The sequence below is a fragment of the Bacillus sp. SORGH_AS_0510 genome (assembly GCF_030818775.1).
Classification (GTDB): domain Bacteria; phylum Bacillota; class Bacilli; order Bacillales; family Cytobacillaceae; genus Neobacillus.
In genome coordinates, this window is the sequence record NZ_JAUTAU010000001.1 from 3,114,568 (window position 1) to 3,130,958 (window position 16,391).

Genomic DNA, 16,391 nt, shown 5'->3' on the forward strand with positions numbered 1-16,391 from the left:
CTAGACCTCCTCTACTTGCTTTTCCCGGTCGATAAATGGCTTATTGTTAGAGCGGGCCATAGTTGGGTAGTGCAGCTGTTCTTTTTTCAACTTCCGCTTAGCCAACATATTTGAAACCGCTCCTACAATTCCACGAGGGTAGAAAATGATTAACAAGGTTAAGACAGGACCGAAAATGAGCATCCGGTATTGCTGAAAATCCTGGAGTTGTTGCGAAAGCCAAACGATAATAAACGTTCCGACCAATGGTCCGCTAAGCGTGCCAATTCCTCCCACAAGTAAATACGTTAAGAGGTCAAAGGTGATTGTAATGGAGCCAATGTCCGGGCCAATAAAACGGACAAAGGAAGCATATAGGGCTCCAGATAATCCGGCAAATAGGGTGGAAAGCACAAAGACTGTTAATTTATTTTTCATGGTGGAAATTCCAATCGTTTGTGCGAGGTCTTCACTGTTTCGTATAGCAATATAGGTCCGACCGGATAACGAGTGAATAATCCGATACATGACTAGCACCACTAAAAGCAAGAAGAAAAGAACTAAATAATAATGAGATACCTCTGAATCAAAGGTTATTGGTCCAATCCCTGCTGGTGCTGGAATTCCGATCAACCCCCGGACACCCTCTGTTAAGCTGTCCCATTTATCAATAATGAGATAGATAATGTAACCCAAACATAAGGTATAAATGGCAAAGAAGTGTTCTTTCGTCCGTAAGGCGATTAAGCCCACGAGGAAACCTAGTACACTAGTAATGACCAGAGATAAAAAGAAAGCGCCCCAGAAATTCATCCCTGCTTTTACCGTTAAAATCCCTAAAGAGTAAGCTCCTATTCCAAAGAAGCCAGCATGGGCCAGTGAAAGATAGCCCGTATAACCAGCTAGTAAATTCAAACCGTATACTCCTATCATCCAAAATAAAAGAAAGTGTCATGATGTGGATGAAGTAATTGTTATTGGATACTATTGGGAACCCGACAGCACATAGGATTAATACAATAATCACATTTCTTTGATTGAATACCTTTCCCATTAATGTCCCCCCTTAGAAAACAATCCAGTTGGTTTTAACGTTAAGATGATGACAAGGAGAACGAAGGCAATAATGTCTTTGTAGTCGTTGGAAATGTAGGTTGCGCCTAAGCTTTCACTAAAGCCTAAAATATATCCCCCGACAATGGCTCCAGGAATGCTTCCCATACCGCCGAGGATGATGATTACAAAGGCCTTTAGAATGACTAGCTGTCCCATCCCTGGGAAGACTAGATTAATAGGTGCTGAGAGAGAGGAAGCAATTGCGGCTAGCCCGCCAGAAATCATAAAGGTTAACATGGCAACCTTGTTCGTATTTATCCCAACAAGATTCGCCCCTTCCCGATTTTGTGACATGGCAATGATGGTTGCACCAGTGAATGTTTTTTTCAAGAAAAGATAGAGAAGGAGCATGACGACAATCGCAGCTACAACAATTAGGATCCGCTGCATAGTAAACGTCAAGCCAAATAATTGAACGACTTGCCCGTAAGGAGTCGGCATACTTTGATATTCTGCCCCCCAATAAAATTGGGCAAAAGCTTCTAAGAATAAGAGAATTCCAATGGCAGCAATTTTGTCATGAATCGGCGGTGCTTCTCTGAGCGGGTGAAATACAAACCTCTCCATCATGACACCGATCAGACCGACAACAAGAATAGAAACGAATATGGCGACCCAATAATGAAGACCAAATTTGGTCATCATCGTTAAGGTTATGTATCCGCCCATCATGTACAATGCCCCATGCGCAAAATTAGGAATGTGCAGGATTCCATACACAAGCGTTAACCCTAGAGCCACTAGGGCATAAACACTTCCAATGGTTAAGCCATTAAACAGCTGCTGAATAAGGATCTCCATAGCTTCCCCCTTATATTTTGTCTAAGTTTCATCATTACCTACTAACATCTGGCAGCCAGGGAGCGTTCCATTCGGTCGGCCCCCTTACTGAACCCACATTTACTGTACCTTATCTGCCACTTTCGCTTTTTCTTCTTCCTGGAGTGTACGCCACAAGATTTTTCCACTAGAGGTCATAGGAAACTGATTACGGAATTCAATGAATCTAGGGTACTTATAGGCGGCCATATGCTGTTTCGACCACTCAATAATTTCATCCTCTGTTACTTTTCCTTCAAAGCCTTCATTTAAAATAACGAAAGCCTTGACCGTTTCTCCTCTTCTCGGATCAGGAACACCCACTACACATGCCTGCTGGATCGCAGGGTGCTTATACAAATACGATTCCACCTCAGTTGGCCAAACTTTATAACCTGAAGCGTTAATCATCCGTTTGACACGGTCGACTATGAAGAAATAGCCTTCCTCATCATAGCGTCCAATATCACCTGTTCTAAAAAACTGTTTTCCATCAATTTCGATAAACGCACTTCTATTTTCATCATCACGGTTATAGTAGCCTACCATGACCTGTGGACCATTCACGATTATTTCGCCTACTTCCCCTACACCTAGTTCTTTTCCTGTTGCCGGTTCAATGATTCTAGCATCTACATCAAAGGATGGGATCCCGAGACATTGCATTTTCGGGCGCTCAGCCGGATTGAAATGTGTTTGTGCAATGGTTTCCGACAAGCCGTATCCTTCAACAAATCGCAGACCACACAAATTAAATAGCTTTTCACCCACTGCTTCAGGTAAGGCCGCACCCCCACCAGAAATCGATGTTAAGGAAGCGATATCCTCTGCTTTAAGCCTTGGATTGGCTAGGAAGTCAACAATCATGGTAGCAATCGTTACCCAGTGGGTACATTGAAGTGACTTAATCATTTCAACTGCCGCATCCCGATTCCATCTAGTTAGAATGACCATCGTACTTCCGCTATAAATTGGCATGTGCATACTGTGCACCATTCCAGTTACGTGGAAAAGTGGCAGGGACATTAAATGAACCGCGTTTGGAGTGGTATTTGACCAGTGATAGGCCCCCACTGTATTGGCGTTCACTGTTCTGTTTGTGTGCATACACCCTTTTGGCAGACCGGTTGTTCCTGACGTATATGGAAGGCAGGCAAGATCATCTGCCTTTGCTGTATGTTCTGTTGGAGTGAGATTGGCCTGTAGCGCATCGTTCCAAAGATAATGACCTGGCTCCGAAAAAGAAGCCCTCGGAGCTTCTACCTCTTTAGGAAGCATTTCTTCAAACCCAGTCCCTGCATAATCTGAGTATGCTGCAACTAGTAAATTCTCTAAAGTAGTAGTTCCAAACAACGGACGGATTCGATCATATAATTCCTGCCCTGCTAGAGCTGTTTTGATTTCACAATCTCGCACATAAAATTTCAATTCATCCGCCACTAACATTGGATTAATAGGAACCACCACTGCATTGGCTCTTAAAATTGCATAGTAGCCAATGACAAATTGAGGTGAGTTCTGCATAAAAAGCAGTACCTTATCTCCTGTTTTCACTCCAAGTTTATGTTGTAAATAGCCAGCAAGAGCAGTTACTTCCTCATCCAGCTGTTGATAGGAAAGCTTATTGCCGTAATAGAAAATAGCATCCTGATCCGGATAACGGGCTGCACTCACTCGGAGGTTGTCATATAACGATGTTGCAGGGACTTTCAATGATTTAGAAATTTTTGGCCAGTATTCGTAATGAAGAGTAAGCATTACATATCCTCCTAGTTCAATAGATTATTAGATCCACTTGTAAACGCTATCATTTTTGGATATTCCATTTAAGATCATATCCACATAGATCTCCACGACTTTTTCCTCAGGGACCTCCCCGTCTGGGTTAAACCAGTAAAAACTCCAATTCGTCATACCAAGAATCCCCATGGTTAAAATGTCCGCACGAAGATTTGACTTAAATTGCCCTTGACGAATTCCTTCCTCAATCAGCTTTTGTGTATTTTTCCGAAAAACATTACGTTTTCCTTTAATTTCGTCGATATAGTTTCCGCTTAAATGTCTCATCTCTCTTGAGAATATACGGGCGCTTGGCCGATCCGTCCGAATACTGCTGATTAACATAAAGATAATTTCATACAATTTTTTTGTACAATCCGTTTGAGAATGTTTGAGAATGGCTTCCTGTTTTCTTACCAGTTCCTCGATATAGGACAAGTGGATATCCTTTAGCAGTTCCTCTTTACTGGTAAAATAATAGTAAAAGGTACCTTTCGTCACACCTAGTAATTGAACAATATCCTGCACAGACGTAGATTTAAATCCATTTTGATCAAACAACTGGATCCCAGTCTCCATTAATTTTTGCTTCATCGGATAGATCCTTTCAGCAATAAACCATCTGTGAGGTTGACTAATTATGACCCTGCCTCTTTACTTATTAAGCCAACCCCACTGAGTGTTTATTCGCGTTCAATTATGGTGGCGATACCCTGGCCGCCGCCGATACAGGCGGTAATAAGGGCATATCGACCCTCTGAGCGTTTTAGTTCATAAGCTGCTTTTGTGACAAGGATGGCACCTGTTGCACCAAGCGGATGTCCATGGGCAATAGCTCCCCCGTTTATATTTACTTTTTCCAGATTCATTTCAAGCTCCCGGTTGCAAGCCAGAACCTGTGCTGCAAAAGCTTCGTTAATTTCAATTACGTCCATATCTTTTAGAGATAACCCAGACTTCTCCATTACTTTTCTAACCGCCGGAACAGGACCAATTCCCATAATGTTTGGGTCCACCCCCGCCACTGCATAGTGACGAATTACCGCAAGCGGAGTGAGATTTAATTCCTCCGCCTTTTCTCTCGACATAATCACAAGTGCGGATGCGGCATCATTTAATCCTGAGCTATTTCCCGCCGTTACGGTTCCTCCTTTTAGAAAAGCAGGCTGCAGCTTTGCCAATGCCTCATAAGTGGTTTGTGGTCTTGGATGCTCATCTGTCTTAAAGACAATCGGTTCACCCTTCTTAACTGGAATCGTAATCGGAACAATTTGTTCATCAAACCGCCCTTCTTCCATTGCAAGAGCCATCCGTTGCTGACTATCGAGAGCAAACTGATCCTGTTCTTCACGAGAAATCTGATACTTTTCAACGAGATTTTCTGCCGTAATCCCCATTGGCGGATCCCCAATTTCCTTTGGAGATAACTGCGATTTCCGGAAACTTGGCGGCATAGGACTGTATGGTTTTTCTGGACGATCCATTAAATAAGGAGCCCGGCTCATGCTTTCCGTACCTCCGGCAATATAAACATCTCCATCTCCGGCACGAATTGCCTGTGCAGCAAGGTTGATGGCATTGATTCCCGAACCGCACTGCCGGTCTACTGTTAATCCAGGCAAATCAAGAGATAAACCTGTTTGCAAAGCTGTTAATCTAGCAATATTCCCTCCCCCTGAAAGCACATTGCCAAAGATCACATCATCCACCATTTCAGGCTGAATTTTTGCTCGTTTTACCGCTTCTTTAATGACCTCTGCTCCCAATACATGTGCAGGAACACCTGCAAGGGCACTTCCCTGCCTGCCAATCGCGGTACGTACGGCTGAAACGATCACTGCATCTCTTTTCATTGTGTAAATCCCCCCTTAGAATGTGTTTACAACTTACAAAATCCAATAAAAAATAATTTATCAGCGAATCTTCGGGTTTTATCAGCGAATTTAGAAATTTATCAGCGAATCTTTAGCATTTATCAGCGAATCTAGGAATTTATCAGCGAATCTTTAGCATTTATCAGCGAATCTAGGAATTTATCAGCGAATCTCTTACATTGCATGCGCTCCGCCATCCACTACAATAATGTCACCGGTAACAAAATTAGAGGCAGGTGATGCTAGGAATAGCGCTACTCCTTTAAGGTCGGTATCAGAACCAAACTTTCTCAATGGTGTACCTTCGAGAATAGCTTCCCCACCGTAGTCTAACAGGCCTTTTGACATTTTTGTCGGGAAAAAGCCTGGAGCTATTGCGTTCACATAGATTCCCTGTGGTCCCCATTTGACGGCCAAATCCTTGGTAAACGTAATTACTGCGCCTTTACTCGCGTTATAACCAATGGCATTCATGAATTTAGGATTACTGCCTTTTAAGCCTGCAACCGAAGCAATATTAATGATTTTTCCTGATTTCTGTTCTAGCATCACTTTCCCTACTGCCTGAGACATTAGGAAGGTACCCGTTACATTCACATTCATGACCTTGTACCAAGCCTCAAGCGGCATTTCTTCAACTGGTGCACCCCAAGATGCTCCACTGTTATTGACAAGAATATCAATCCGCCCGAACTTTTCTACTGTCTTATCGACGACATTTTTGACATCTTCAGGGTTGGTGACATCACACTTCAGAGCAAAGCTCTCTACCCCAAGTTTCTTAAGTTCTTCACTTACCTCTTCACAGGCTTCTACTCTTCTTGAGCAAAGCACGACATTCGCACCTGCCTCGGCAAAACCTTCGGCGATTTGCTGACCAAGTCCTCTGCCTCCCCCAGTAACAACTGCCACTTTTCCTTTGAGATCAAAAAGTTCCTTTACATGCATACGTGTTCCTCCTATTTATCTCATTTCAATTAGTTACTTTTCCAATCAATCTATTAGTCTAAATACTCAAAACCCCAACATACTAACTAGTTGGTATGTCAATAATCTTATAATATTAGAAATTTTTAGAATATTCAACATACAGTCTTTCGACAATTTCTTCATTAGTATCGTAGAAAAGTCTTTTGATTCATCCATCTTATCTGATAATGCGATAGAGACCCGTACCTTTGGCTATTAACACTTGGTTTTCATCTATTATTTCGGCTTCTACTGTAGCCAATTTAAACCCTTTTTGAAGAATGGTCGCACGTGCGAAAAGAATACCTGTTTGAGCTGTAGCAAAATAATGGACATCTAAATTCATAGCAGCAATTGAAGTTTGATAGGTTGCGCGAAGAACCATGGATTGTATTGCATCAAGCATGGAAGCATGCACTCCGCCGTGAACGGTTTTATTCGTGTTTAGCAGCTCTCTTTTCAGTGTTAACTTAAGAAGGATTTCCTCCTCCTTTTCTGATACCAGTTCAAAACCAATATGGTTATAGAACGAATTGTCCTCCACCAATTTACGCAACTCCGAGTTCAATACTGACAATTGCTCCTCACCCACTTACTATTCTTGTATAATAGGACTTGTCTTAAAAGTACCGATCCCTTTTGCGATAAGGGAATGATCTTGATCGTAAATGGTCCCTTCTGCTGTGACATATTTTCCTTCTTTTTTTAGAATCTTAGTTTCTGCATGATATTTTTCCTTAGGTGAAAGATCAAAAAACGATAGATTGAGGTTAATCGTAGCGGCGAATGAATTTGTTTCTACAGATATAGTCGCTCCCATGGTAATATCAAGCATGGTGGAGAGAACCCCAGGATGAACGCTCCCGTCATCCTGAAGTAAATGTGGTTGCATCCCTAACTCTAATTGAAACTTATCAGACCATTTCCCACTAAAACCCATATGATCGAAAAATGTGGACGTTGTTTCGGGCATTTTCATTCATTTTTCCCCTTTAAGTAAGAATGTTTAAAGAAGCTCCACCATCATTGCCATTCCTTGCCCGCCGCCAACACATAGAGTGGCGATGCCTCTTTTTTTCTGTTGGCGGGATAGTTCGTAAATTAAGGTGGTTAATATTTTTGCACCTGTAGCTCCTAGTGGATGCCCAAGCGCGATTGCTCCTCCATTGACATTCACCTTTTCCATATCTAAATTCAGTTCACGAATCACAGATAAGGCCTGCGAGGCAAAAGCTTCATTTAACTCAATTAAATCGATATCTGAGAGGCTAAGACCAGTTCGTTCCAACAGCTTTTTTACTGCTGGTACTGGCCCAATTCCCATTACCTCTGGCGACACACCGACCACTGTCCAATCCACGACTCTTGCAATCGGCTTTAATCCCAGTAGATCTGCATGACTTTTTGACGTTAGGACTAGAGCAGCCGCCCCATCGTTCCGCCCGCAGGCATTACCAGCCGTGACGGTTCCATTTTCCTTAAATACTGGTTTAAGCTTGCTTAAGGTTTCAATGGTTGTTTCCGGTCTTGGATGTTCATCTACCGAAAATATCATCGAACTCTTTTTTCCTTTCACCTCAACTGGAACGATTTCATCTTCAAATCGGTTATTTTTAATTGCTGCCGCTGCCCGTAATTGACTCTCAAGGGCAAAAGCATCCTGATCCTCTCGTGAAACCGCAAATCTCTCAGCGACATTCTCGGCCGTGATTCCCATCCCTAACTGGGTTCCGTAAATTTCCTGAGGCTGTTGTCCTGCTTCCGTGTTCGAATCAATCAACTTTGCATTATCGCCCCCAAAGCGAGAGTTTCTTAAATAGATAGGGGCATTGCTCATGCTTTCTGTCCCACCGGCAACAACAATCTCCGCTTGCCCACTAGAGATTTGCTGGGCACCCGATGCAATAGCCTGAAGTCCTGATGCACATAAGCGGTTAATAGTAAACGCAGGTGCAGTTTCAGGAACCCCTGCCCGTAATGCAGCCACCCTCGCCACATTGGAGGATTCAGTGGATTGACGCACTTCGCCTAAAATCACTTCATCCACTTGATCAGGTGTAATCCCTGCCCTCTTCACAGCCTCCTTAATGACAATAGAGGCAAGTGTTCCTGAATTGATACTTTTTAAAGCACCACCATACCTGCCGACTGGTGTACGAACGGCACTAAGAATCACAATATCATCATTCATGTAAATCCTCCTAGTCTAGCTGTACTCTTTTTCTAACTGGGCAGCGATTATATTTTTCTGAATCTCTGATGTCCCTTCATAGATTCTCGTAATTCGTGCATCACGATAGAAGCGTTCTATTGGAAAATCGGCAATATAGCCAAGTCCCCCATGGATTTGTACAGCTTTATCTGCCACCCGATTGTACACTTCTGAACCATAAAGCTTTAGCATCGCAGCCTCTTTAATCACTTTCATCCCTTGATCAACCATCCATGCTACCCGGTAGGTAAACGACCTTAGCGCTTCAATTTCAACCGCCATTTCCGCCAGCATATGGCTTACCGCTTGATTCGAAATAATCGGCTTTCCAAATTGAATGCGTTCTTTGGCATATCTTGTTGACATATCCAAGAGTTTTTGACAGGAACCGAGATTACGAGAGGCCAAACCTGCACGTCCGTTGGCTAAAATTTTCAGCGCATTCACATAACCCTGCCCCTCTACACCGAGCACATTTTCAACAGGAACCTCACAATCTTCAAAAATTAATTCCGCTGAATGGGAACCACGCAAGCCCATCTTTTTCTCTACAGCTCCCACTTGAAATCCCGGAAAATCTTTTTCTACAATGAATGAAGTAATTCCCTTTGCTCCTTTTTCTGGGTCCGTTACTGCCATAACGGTAAAAACACTGGCTTCTGTCGCGTTAGTGATATAATGCTTTAGTCCATTAAGGATGAATTTATCCCCTTTTCTTACTGCCGTTGTTTTTAAATTTGCGGCATTGGAACCGGCTGCTGGCTCTGTTAAAGCAAAGGCACCAATTTTATCTCCGTTCGCCATATCCGGTAAATACTTTCTTTTTTGCTCTTCATTGCCCATTTCCACGATTCCTACTGACCCGATGCCGGTATGAGCCCCAATTAAGGTCGTATACCCATTATGTGTTTGCCCAATTTCCTCATACAACGCACATTTTCCGACCATTCCAATTCCAAGACCGCCATATTTTTCAGGAATACTTAAACCAAAGAGACCCATTTCCTTCGTAAGCTGAATAATTCGTTCCGGTATGTGGTTCTCCTCTTCTATTTGCATGGCGACAGCTTCAACTTCTGTCTGAATGAAATCTCTAACGTTCTTTTTTAAAAAAAGGATGTCTTCATCTAATTCAAAATTCACCGTGACACCTCCAAGATTTTGTTCCTAAACTTGATTCTTTGCTTCTTCTAATAGGAGTCGCTTCAGTACTTTTCCTACCGCATTCCGAGGCAAGGAATCAATCAGTTCAAATTGTTTGGGTACCTTGTAACGGGTTAAGTTTTGATAGCAATATTCCCGTAAATCGTCTAAATCAATGTTCGCTCCGGATTTTGGAACAATAAAAGCTTTTACACGTTCACCTGATTCTCGATCAGGAACTCCAACCACTGCTGCATCAAGGACTCCCGGATGCTCATATAGAATCCCTTCGACTTCTTGAGGATAAACATTAAAGCCGCCGACAATAATCATCTCTTTTTTCCTGCCAACGATATAAAAATATCCGTCTTCATCCATGGTTGCGAGGTCTCCAGTGTAAAGCCAGCCGTTACGAAGTGCATGATTTGTTTCTTCCGGCTTATTCCAGTAGCCAAGCATCACCTGTGGACCTCTAATCAACAGTTCTCCGATACTTTTTTCTGGCAAATCCTCTCCATTTTCATCCACAATTCTACAGTCTGTTTTAGGGACAGGGATCCCGATGCTCCCTATCTTGGTCATTCCTTCTGGAGGATTTCGATGAGTGGTTGGGGACGTTTCTGACAACCCATACCCTTCACCAATGGAAACACCTGTTAAGCTCTCAAATTTCTTGATAATCTCAACGGGTAATGGCGCAGAACCACTTGAACACATCTTGAAGCAGGTTAAATCAAAACGAGCGATCTCCGGATAATGAACGAACGCATTATACATTTTTGGCACACCTGGAAAGAACGTAGGTCTGTGTGCTTGTATCAAATCTAGCACTTTTTCCATTTCAAATTTTCTTACCAAGACATTCGCTGCACCAATATAAATAGCAAGATTCATTCCACTGGTCATCCCATATACGTGATAAAGAGGGGTGGCAGTTAAAATCGTCTCTTCACCAAAAAACATTCTTTCACCATAAAGGGCCTTACTTTGAAAAACATTAGCCATTAGGTTGAAATGAGTAAGCATCGCGCCTTTCTTTTTACCCGTTGTTCCACCGGTATACTGTATAACCGCAATATCTTCCTTAGCACTAATAGTGCAGGTATCAGCAAGAGGCCGTGAACGCTGGATTAAGGAACGAATACAAGGAAAGTCATTTGATTCTATTGACTGTTCAGTTACGAGAATATTTTTAAAAGAATGGGATTTTTGAAGGTTTATTATTTTTTCAAGATTGTCAGGTTCTGTAATTAAGTTAGCAACATCTGCATCATGGAAAATCTCAACAAGCTCTCGTGGGGTATAAAGCGGATTGATTTGAACGACAATCATTCCAAGTTTTAATGCAGCATAGTAGGAAACTACATATAATGGATGATTAGAGACCATTAATCCCAGCCTATCCCCTTTTTGAACTCCAAGTTGCTTCCATGCAGAAGCAAGCCGATCTACTTGGTTTTTTAATTGTTTGTAAGTGAACTTTTCGTCTTCAAAAATAACGGCGATTTGGTTTCCATATTTTTGTTCTGCCACTACTAACAATGTATACAGGTTACATTCCGGAATATCAAAAGACAGGTCCGTAGTATCGGGGTATTGCCCCATCCAGGGACGATCTTGTTGTACTTCCAAGTAATTTCACCTCGCAATTAAAATCAGTTTTTTGTCTGATAAGTTAAAAGATGATAGATAGTTTCCAATACAGGCGTATCCACTTTCACTTCTCTTCCTTTTTTTACGATGAATCCGCAGATGGACTCAATCTCCAACGCTTTACCGTTCCATTTATCCTGTAGCATGGACGGATGATGTTCTCTTGCAAGGTTGCCTTGAGCAAAAATCGTTTCGTAAAAATCTTCTTCGATATCCATTCCAACGGCGTTGGCGACAGCGATTGCTTCTTTACAAATAGATAATGCGGTTTGATATAGCCCTTCATCATCGTATATGGCGCCTACCTTTACCTCCATTAAGGCAGTTAATGGGTTAAAGGTAACGTTCCAAAATAGCTTTTTCCACTTAATGTTTAAGATATTACTAGAAGGATAGGTGATAATATTGGCCGCATTAAATACAGCAGTTATATCATTAACTTTTTCTGATAAGTGACTGTCTAACGCACCTATGACTAACCTCGGCGGAACCCCAATTTGTTTCACCATACCTGTATCGGACACCATCGCTTGAATATACGTAGCTGCTGAAAGGACACGTTCTTGGCCAAAGAACTGGCTTAGAATTTCTTCATTGTCTACTCCGTTCTGAAGCGTCATGATGAAACAGGTTGGTTTTAAAAAGGGGCTAAATTGTTCTGCAACCTTAACAGTATCGGTAGATTTTACACAAAATAGTAAAAGGTCAATATCAGTAAATTTTTCATAGTTGTCGGTAAAAATGCCTTCTACCGTCAACGTTTCTACTTCACTTTCGACTGTTAGACCTTTTTCTTTCATTCTTTCCAGGTTCTTACCCCGTGCTAGAAAAATAACTTCATTTCCCGCTCTTTTTAAAAGGGCGCCAAAATATCCACCAACTGCTCCAGTACCTGCAATCCCTATCTTCATTTTTAATCCTCCTGAAAATCGTATGTATGTAACTAAAATGTTCTAATACACTAGCCTGTTGATTTCCGCTCCAGGGGCTTCGCTTTCCGTGGGCGTTTCGGTGAGCCTCCTCGGCGCAAGCGCCTGCGGGGTCTCACCTGACCCGCACTCCCACAGGAGTCTATTACTAATTTAGTAGGTCTGGTTGTTCTTTTACAATTCGATTCCATAATGGCTGGAATTGGAACCAGCCCGCATCAGGAACACCAACTGTTTCATAGGTTGCTTTGGCGTCTTCGTCATCAATGATTACAGGCTTTCCTGCTGACTCGGCGAGAAGCTGCGCCTGACAGGATCGTTCCATGGTAATAAACCACCATGCCGCTTCATCCACTGACCCACCTACTGTCAACAGACCGTGATTTCTTAATATACATGCCTTATTGTTCCCCAGTGCCTTTCCGATCCTTCTGCCCTCTTCGATATCCAAGACCACACCAGTAAAGTCATCGTATATGGAATGATCTTGATAAAAGGCACAGGCATCTTGAGTTATTGGATCAAGGAGACGTCCGAGAGAGGACCATGATTTTCCGTACACAGAGTGGGCATGGGCAGCAGCAATGATATCCGGACGGGCTGCGTGGACTTGGGAGTGAATGGCAAAGGCTGCTCGGTTAACAGGGTAATGACCTTCCACCACCACCCCTTCATGGTTACAGAGTATTAAATCTGAGGCACAAATTTGACTGAAGTGCATTCCAAAAGGGTTCACCCAGAAGTGGTCCTTATGTTCAGGATCACGCGCAGTGATATGACCTGCAACACCTTCATCGAATCCAAACTTAGAAAACAATCGGAAAGCGGCAGCTAATTTTTGTTTTAAATGAAGCCTTTCTTCCTCCACCGTTGAAAAAACAGGAGGCTTATAGTTTACTTTCAATTTTGTTGTCATTTTCTCACCCTTTTCCATTTTTAATTAAATTGATAGAAATAAACCCAGCATGAAGACGGGAATCCCCCCATGCCGGGTATCTTTCCATTCATGTTATTCTTAGACCGTTACGTATTGGTGGTAAACTACTTCACCCTTTAACACTTCATTCCCTTGCTGGTTCACCGCTTGAACCTGGAAGCGTAGTTTGTTCTCCTGTTTTTCCTTTAATGTGGCTTTAAGTGTGACTACATCATCTAAGAACACCATGCCCTTAAAACGAATGGAGTAATCTTGTACAAAGCCCTCTTCATAGTAAGACGTAAACAACTTTGCCAGATTTCCCATTGTCCACATTCCGTGGGCAATGATTCCTGGGAGTCCCGCTTTTTTTGCTTCATCATCTATCGTGTGAATCGGGTTAAAGTCCCCTGATGCACCTGAATATTTAATAAGATCCATTCTTGAAACCGGCTTTAGTTGAACCTCGTTAATTGACTCTCCCACTTGTAAATGTGCTAGTGTACTCACTTTACCAACACCTTCCTTACAGCCTCAGATATGACAACGGTTGAAGTCGAACTGAACACGACATTTCCTGCCTCGTCATCACCAAAGCTTTCGATAACAAGGAACCCCATCTCACCGAAATTCCCTTTTTTCTCAAAGTAGTTTTTTACTCTGGAATAGCAGTAAACGTCTTCTCCTACCAATAATGGCCGTACATAATGAAACGTTTGTTCACCGTGAATTAAGCCTTTGTTTGGCAGATTTAAGCCCTCAATCACTCCGTAATCGAATACTCTTGGAAACGTTGGAGGGGCAATGTTGTTTTTATAGCGGGACGATCTTCCTGTGTCTTCATCAAAATATATTGGATGAAGATCGCCGATAGCTTCTGCAAACTTCTTTACCGCTCCTCTTTCAACCGTATTTTTCACCTTGTTCGATTGTTTACCAATTTGATCTTTAAACATTCATCCTCACCTCACCTAATTAACATTTTGGTCCACCGGCCACATAGATGACCTGGCCATTAACAAATGAAGATTTCTCATCTGCGAAGAAGGCAACAGCATTGGCAATATCCTCCGGCTTTCCGCTACGTCCAACCGGAATATTCGCGACACTTGCCTGAATTAAATGTTCAAAAGGGATTCCAATTCTAGCAGCTGTTTCTTTTGTCATTTCTGTTTCAATAAAACCAGGAGCAACTGAGTTTGCTGTAATACCATATTTACCCAACTCGATCGCCAAGGTTTTTGTGAAGCCCTGCAAGCCCGCTTTGGCAGCAGCATAGTTAGCTTGGCCGCGATTACCAAGGGCAGAAGTGGACGAAATATTGATGATACGTCCGTATTTTTGTTCAACCATATATTTTTGTACGGCACGTGCCGCATTAAAAGAACCTTTTAAATGTACATCCATGACTGTTTGCCAATCAGAATCTGTCATTTTAAATAATAAATTGTCACGGATTACTCCCGCATTATTTACTAAAACATCAACCGATCCAAAGGTTTCATATACCTCTTTTACAGCACTTTCTACCTGTTCAGCATCGGCAACGTTCGCGACCTTAGAGTACACCTCATATCCTTTTTCTTTTAACTCACTAGTGGTTTGACTTAAGGCTTCTTCATTTAAATCGATAAAAGCTACCTTAGCCCCTTCCGCTGCAAAAAGCTCCACAATTCCTTTTCCGATTCCACGGCTTCCGCCTGTTACAAATGCCACTTTCCCATCAAATCTTCCAGCCATTTCTACTCCTCCTGAATAGATATATTTTCTTTAGATAACGCTTACAATTTTCACTTAGACGTATTGCCCAACCTTCACATGCCCCTTAATGAGGTTACGAGCAATGATCATGCGCTGAATCTCATCCGTTCCATCGTAAATTCTCCATAGGCGTGCTTCACGGTACCAGCGCTCTATTGGCAATTCCTTTGTATAGCCCATACCGCCATGAATTTGTAGTACACGGTCAACCACTCGATTCCCCATATTCGATCCATAAAGTTTAGCCATGGAAGCGAGGTGACGATTATCCTCTCCTTGGTCCAAGGTAAAGGCTGCGTTTAATACTAGCCATCTTGCCGCTTCGATTTCAACGGCCGAATCTGCAATTTGCCATTGAATAGCTTGTCTCTCGGCAATTGGTTTACCAAATGTAATTCTTTCTTTGGAGTAATCGATCGCCATTTGTAATAAACGTTCAGCTGATCCAACTGCTCTTGCACCCACGATCCATCTTGCAAAACCAATCCATTCAAGTCCTAGATTGTAACCCTTGTGTAATTCACCAAGAATGTTTTCTTCTGGAATGCGGACATTATCAAATACTAGACCGGCTGGACCCCATTCTCCCATCGTATGTATATACTCTGATTTCCAGCCCATTTCTCGGTCAGCAATAAAGCAGGTCACACCTTCTCGGCCACGTGTTTCTTGATGCCTTTCTTTATCTGTAATGGCAATAACCATGACGAAGTCGGCTTCATTACCACCTGTGATAAATGTTTTTTCACCATTCAATACCCATTCATTTCCATCCTTGACCGCTGTCATTTTGATATTTTGAGTATCAGACCCTGCACCAGGTTCAGTCATCGCAAAGCAGGATTTTTTCTCTCCATTGATGGTTGGAATTAAATACTTTTGTTTTTGTTCTTCATTTCCATAGTAAAGAATATTATCTGCTGAGCCGCCAAATTGGAATGGAACAAAGGTCTTCGACACTTCCATCAAGACGATGGCCATCATCATTTGTCCTAATTCAGCACCGCCATATTTTTCTGGAGTGTTAATTCCCCAGAAACCAGCTTCCTTAGCCTTTAATTGGAGCTCTCTTAATTTCCCTGGTGGGAGACTAGGCTTTCCTTCTCTTTCATTTCTTAATACATCATTTTCTAGTGGAATGAGTTCTTTTTCAACAAATCTTCTAATTGTTTTCTGCACCATTTTCTGCTCGTCTGTTAAACGTAAATGCATTCCCTTCACTCCATTCTATTCTTGTATTC

The 16,391-nt window shown here is 42.3% G+C and carries 16 protein-coding genes and 1 pseudogene; all 17 read right to left on the reverse strand.

Annotated elements, in window-relative coordinates:
• Positions 1 to 1,033 (reverse strand): annotated as a pseudogene (locus QE429_RS16005) (branched-chain amino acid ABC transporter permease).
• Positions 1,033 to 1,896, reverse strand: coding sequence for a branched-chain amino acid ABC transporter permease (locus tag QE429_RS16010; protein WP_307288333.1), 864 nt, complete (start codon positions 1,894 to 1,896; stop codon positions 1,033 to 1,035). Before QE429_RS16010 ends, QE429_RS16005 begins: the two are co-directional and overlap by 1 nt.
• Positions 1,897 to 1,995: 99 nt before the next feature.
• Positions 1,996 to 3,672 carry a long-chain fatty acid--CoA ligase gene (locus QE429_RS16015; RefSeq protein ID WP_307288334.1) on the reverse strand — a complete coding sequence of 559 codons (1,677 nt, stop codon included), beginning with the start codon at positions 3,670 to 3,672 and terminating at the stop codon, positions 1,996 to 1,998.
• 27 nt (positions 3,673 to 3,699) lie between these two features.
• On the reverse strand, positions 3,700 to 4,287 hold the full coding sequence (locus tag QE429_RS16020) for a TetR/AcrR family transcriptional regulator (protein ID WP_307288337.1): 588 nt from the start codon (positions 4,285 to 4,287) through the stop codon (positions 3,700 to 3,702).
• 89 nt (positions 4,288 to 4,376) lie between these two features.
• The gene (locus QE429_RS16025; protein ID WP_307288339.1) at positions 4,377 to 5,546 is read right to left on the reverse strand and encodes a thiolase family protein; all 1,170 of its coding nucleotides are present in this window, start codon (positions 5,544 to 5,546) and stop codon (positions 4,377 to 4,379) included.
• 195 nt (positions 5,547 to 5,741) lie between these two features.
• Positions 5,742 to 6,515 carry an SDR family oxidoreductase gene (locus QE429_RS16030; RefSeq protein WP_307288340.1) on the reverse strand — a complete coding sequence of 258 codons (774 nt, stop codon included), beginning with the start codon at positions 6,513 to 6,515 and terminating at the stop codon, positions 5,742 to 5,744.
• A gap of 199 nt (positions 6,516 to 6,714) precedes the next feature.
• Positions 6,715 to 7,113, reverse strand: coding sequence for a PaaI family thioesterase (locus QE429_RS16035; protein WP_307288342.1), 399 nt, complete (start codon positions 7,111 to 7,113; stop codon positions 6,715 to 6,717).
• Positions 7,114 to 7,131: 18 nt separating this feature from the next.
• Entirely contained in the window at positions 7,132 to 7,515 is a 384-nt protein-coding gene (locus QE429_RS16040) for a PaaI family thioesterase (protein WP_307288344.1), read from the reverse strand.
• Positions 7,516 to 7,542: 27 nt separating this feature from the next.
• Positions 7,543 to 8,727: a thiolase family protein gene (locus tag QE429_RS16045; protein WP_307288346.1), complete on the reverse strand. Its 1,185-nt coding sequence runs from the start codon at positions 8,725 to 8,727 to the stop codon at positions 7,543 to 7,545.
• Positions 8,728 to 8,742: 15 nt separating this feature from the next.
• Positions 8,743 to 9,891: an acyl-CoA dehydrogenase family protein gene (locus QE429_RS16050; RefSeq protein WP_307288347.1), complete on the reverse strand. Its 1,149-nt coding sequence runs from the start codon at positions 9,889 to 9,891 to the stop codon at positions 8,743 to 8,745.
• Between the two features lie 24 nt (positions 9,892 to 9,915).
• Positions 9,916 to 11,523: a long-chain-fatty-acid--CoA ligase gene (locus QE429_RS16055; RefSeq protein WP_307288348.1), complete on the reverse strand. Its 1,608-nt coding sequence runs from the start codon at positions 11,521 to 11,523 to the stop codon at positions 9,916 to 9,918.
• Between the two features lie 23 nt (positions 11,524 to 11,546).
• Complete coding sequence (locus QE429_RS16060; RefSeq protein WP_307288349.1) at positions 11,547 to 12,455, reverse strand: ketopantoate reductase family protein; 909 nt, start codon at positions 12,453 to 12,455, stop codon at positions 11,547 to 11,549.
• A 166-nt stretch (positions 12,456 to 12,621) separates the two neighbouring features.
• Positions 12,622 to 13,389, reverse strand: a complete 768-nt coding sequence (locus tag QE429_RS16065) for a class II aldolase/adducin family protein (RefSeq protein ID WP_307288351.1) — start codon at positions 13,387 to 13,389, stop codon at positions 12,622 to 12,624.
• 99 nt (positions 13,390 to 13,488) lie between these two features.
• Positions 13,489 to 13,899, reverse strand: a complete 411-nt coding sequence (locus QE429_RS16070) for a MaoC/PaaZ C-terminal domain-containing protein (RefSeq protein ID WP_307288352.1) — start codon at positions 13,897 to 13,899, stop codon at positions 13,489 to 13,491.
• Positions 13,896 to 14,345 (reverse strand): MaoC family dehydratase N-terminal domain-containing protein, encoded by a 450-nt coding sequence (locus QE429_RS16075; RefSeq protein WP_307288354.1) that lies wholly within the window; start codon positions 14,343 to 14,345, stop codon positions 13,896 to 13,898. Before QE429_RS16075 ends, QE429_RS16070 begins: the two co-directional genes overlap by 4 nt.
• A gap of 19 nt (positions 14,346 to 14,364) precedes the next feature.
• Complete coding sequence (locus tag QE429_RS16080) at positions 14,365 to 15,129, reverse strand: beta-ketoacyl-ACP reductase (protein WP_307288355.1); 765 nt, start codon at positions 15,127 to 15,129, stop codon at positions 14,365 to 14,367.
• 54 nt (positions 15,130 to 15,183) lie between these two features.
• The gene (locus QE429_RS16085) at positions 15,184 to 16,362 is read right to left on the reverse strand and encodes an acyl-CoA dehydrogenase family protein (RefSeq protein ID WP_307288357.1); all 1,179 of its coding nucleotides are present in this window, start codon (positions 16,360 to 16,362) and stop codon (positions 15,184 to 15,186) included.
• Positions 16,363 to 16,391: the final 29 nt, after the last annotated feature.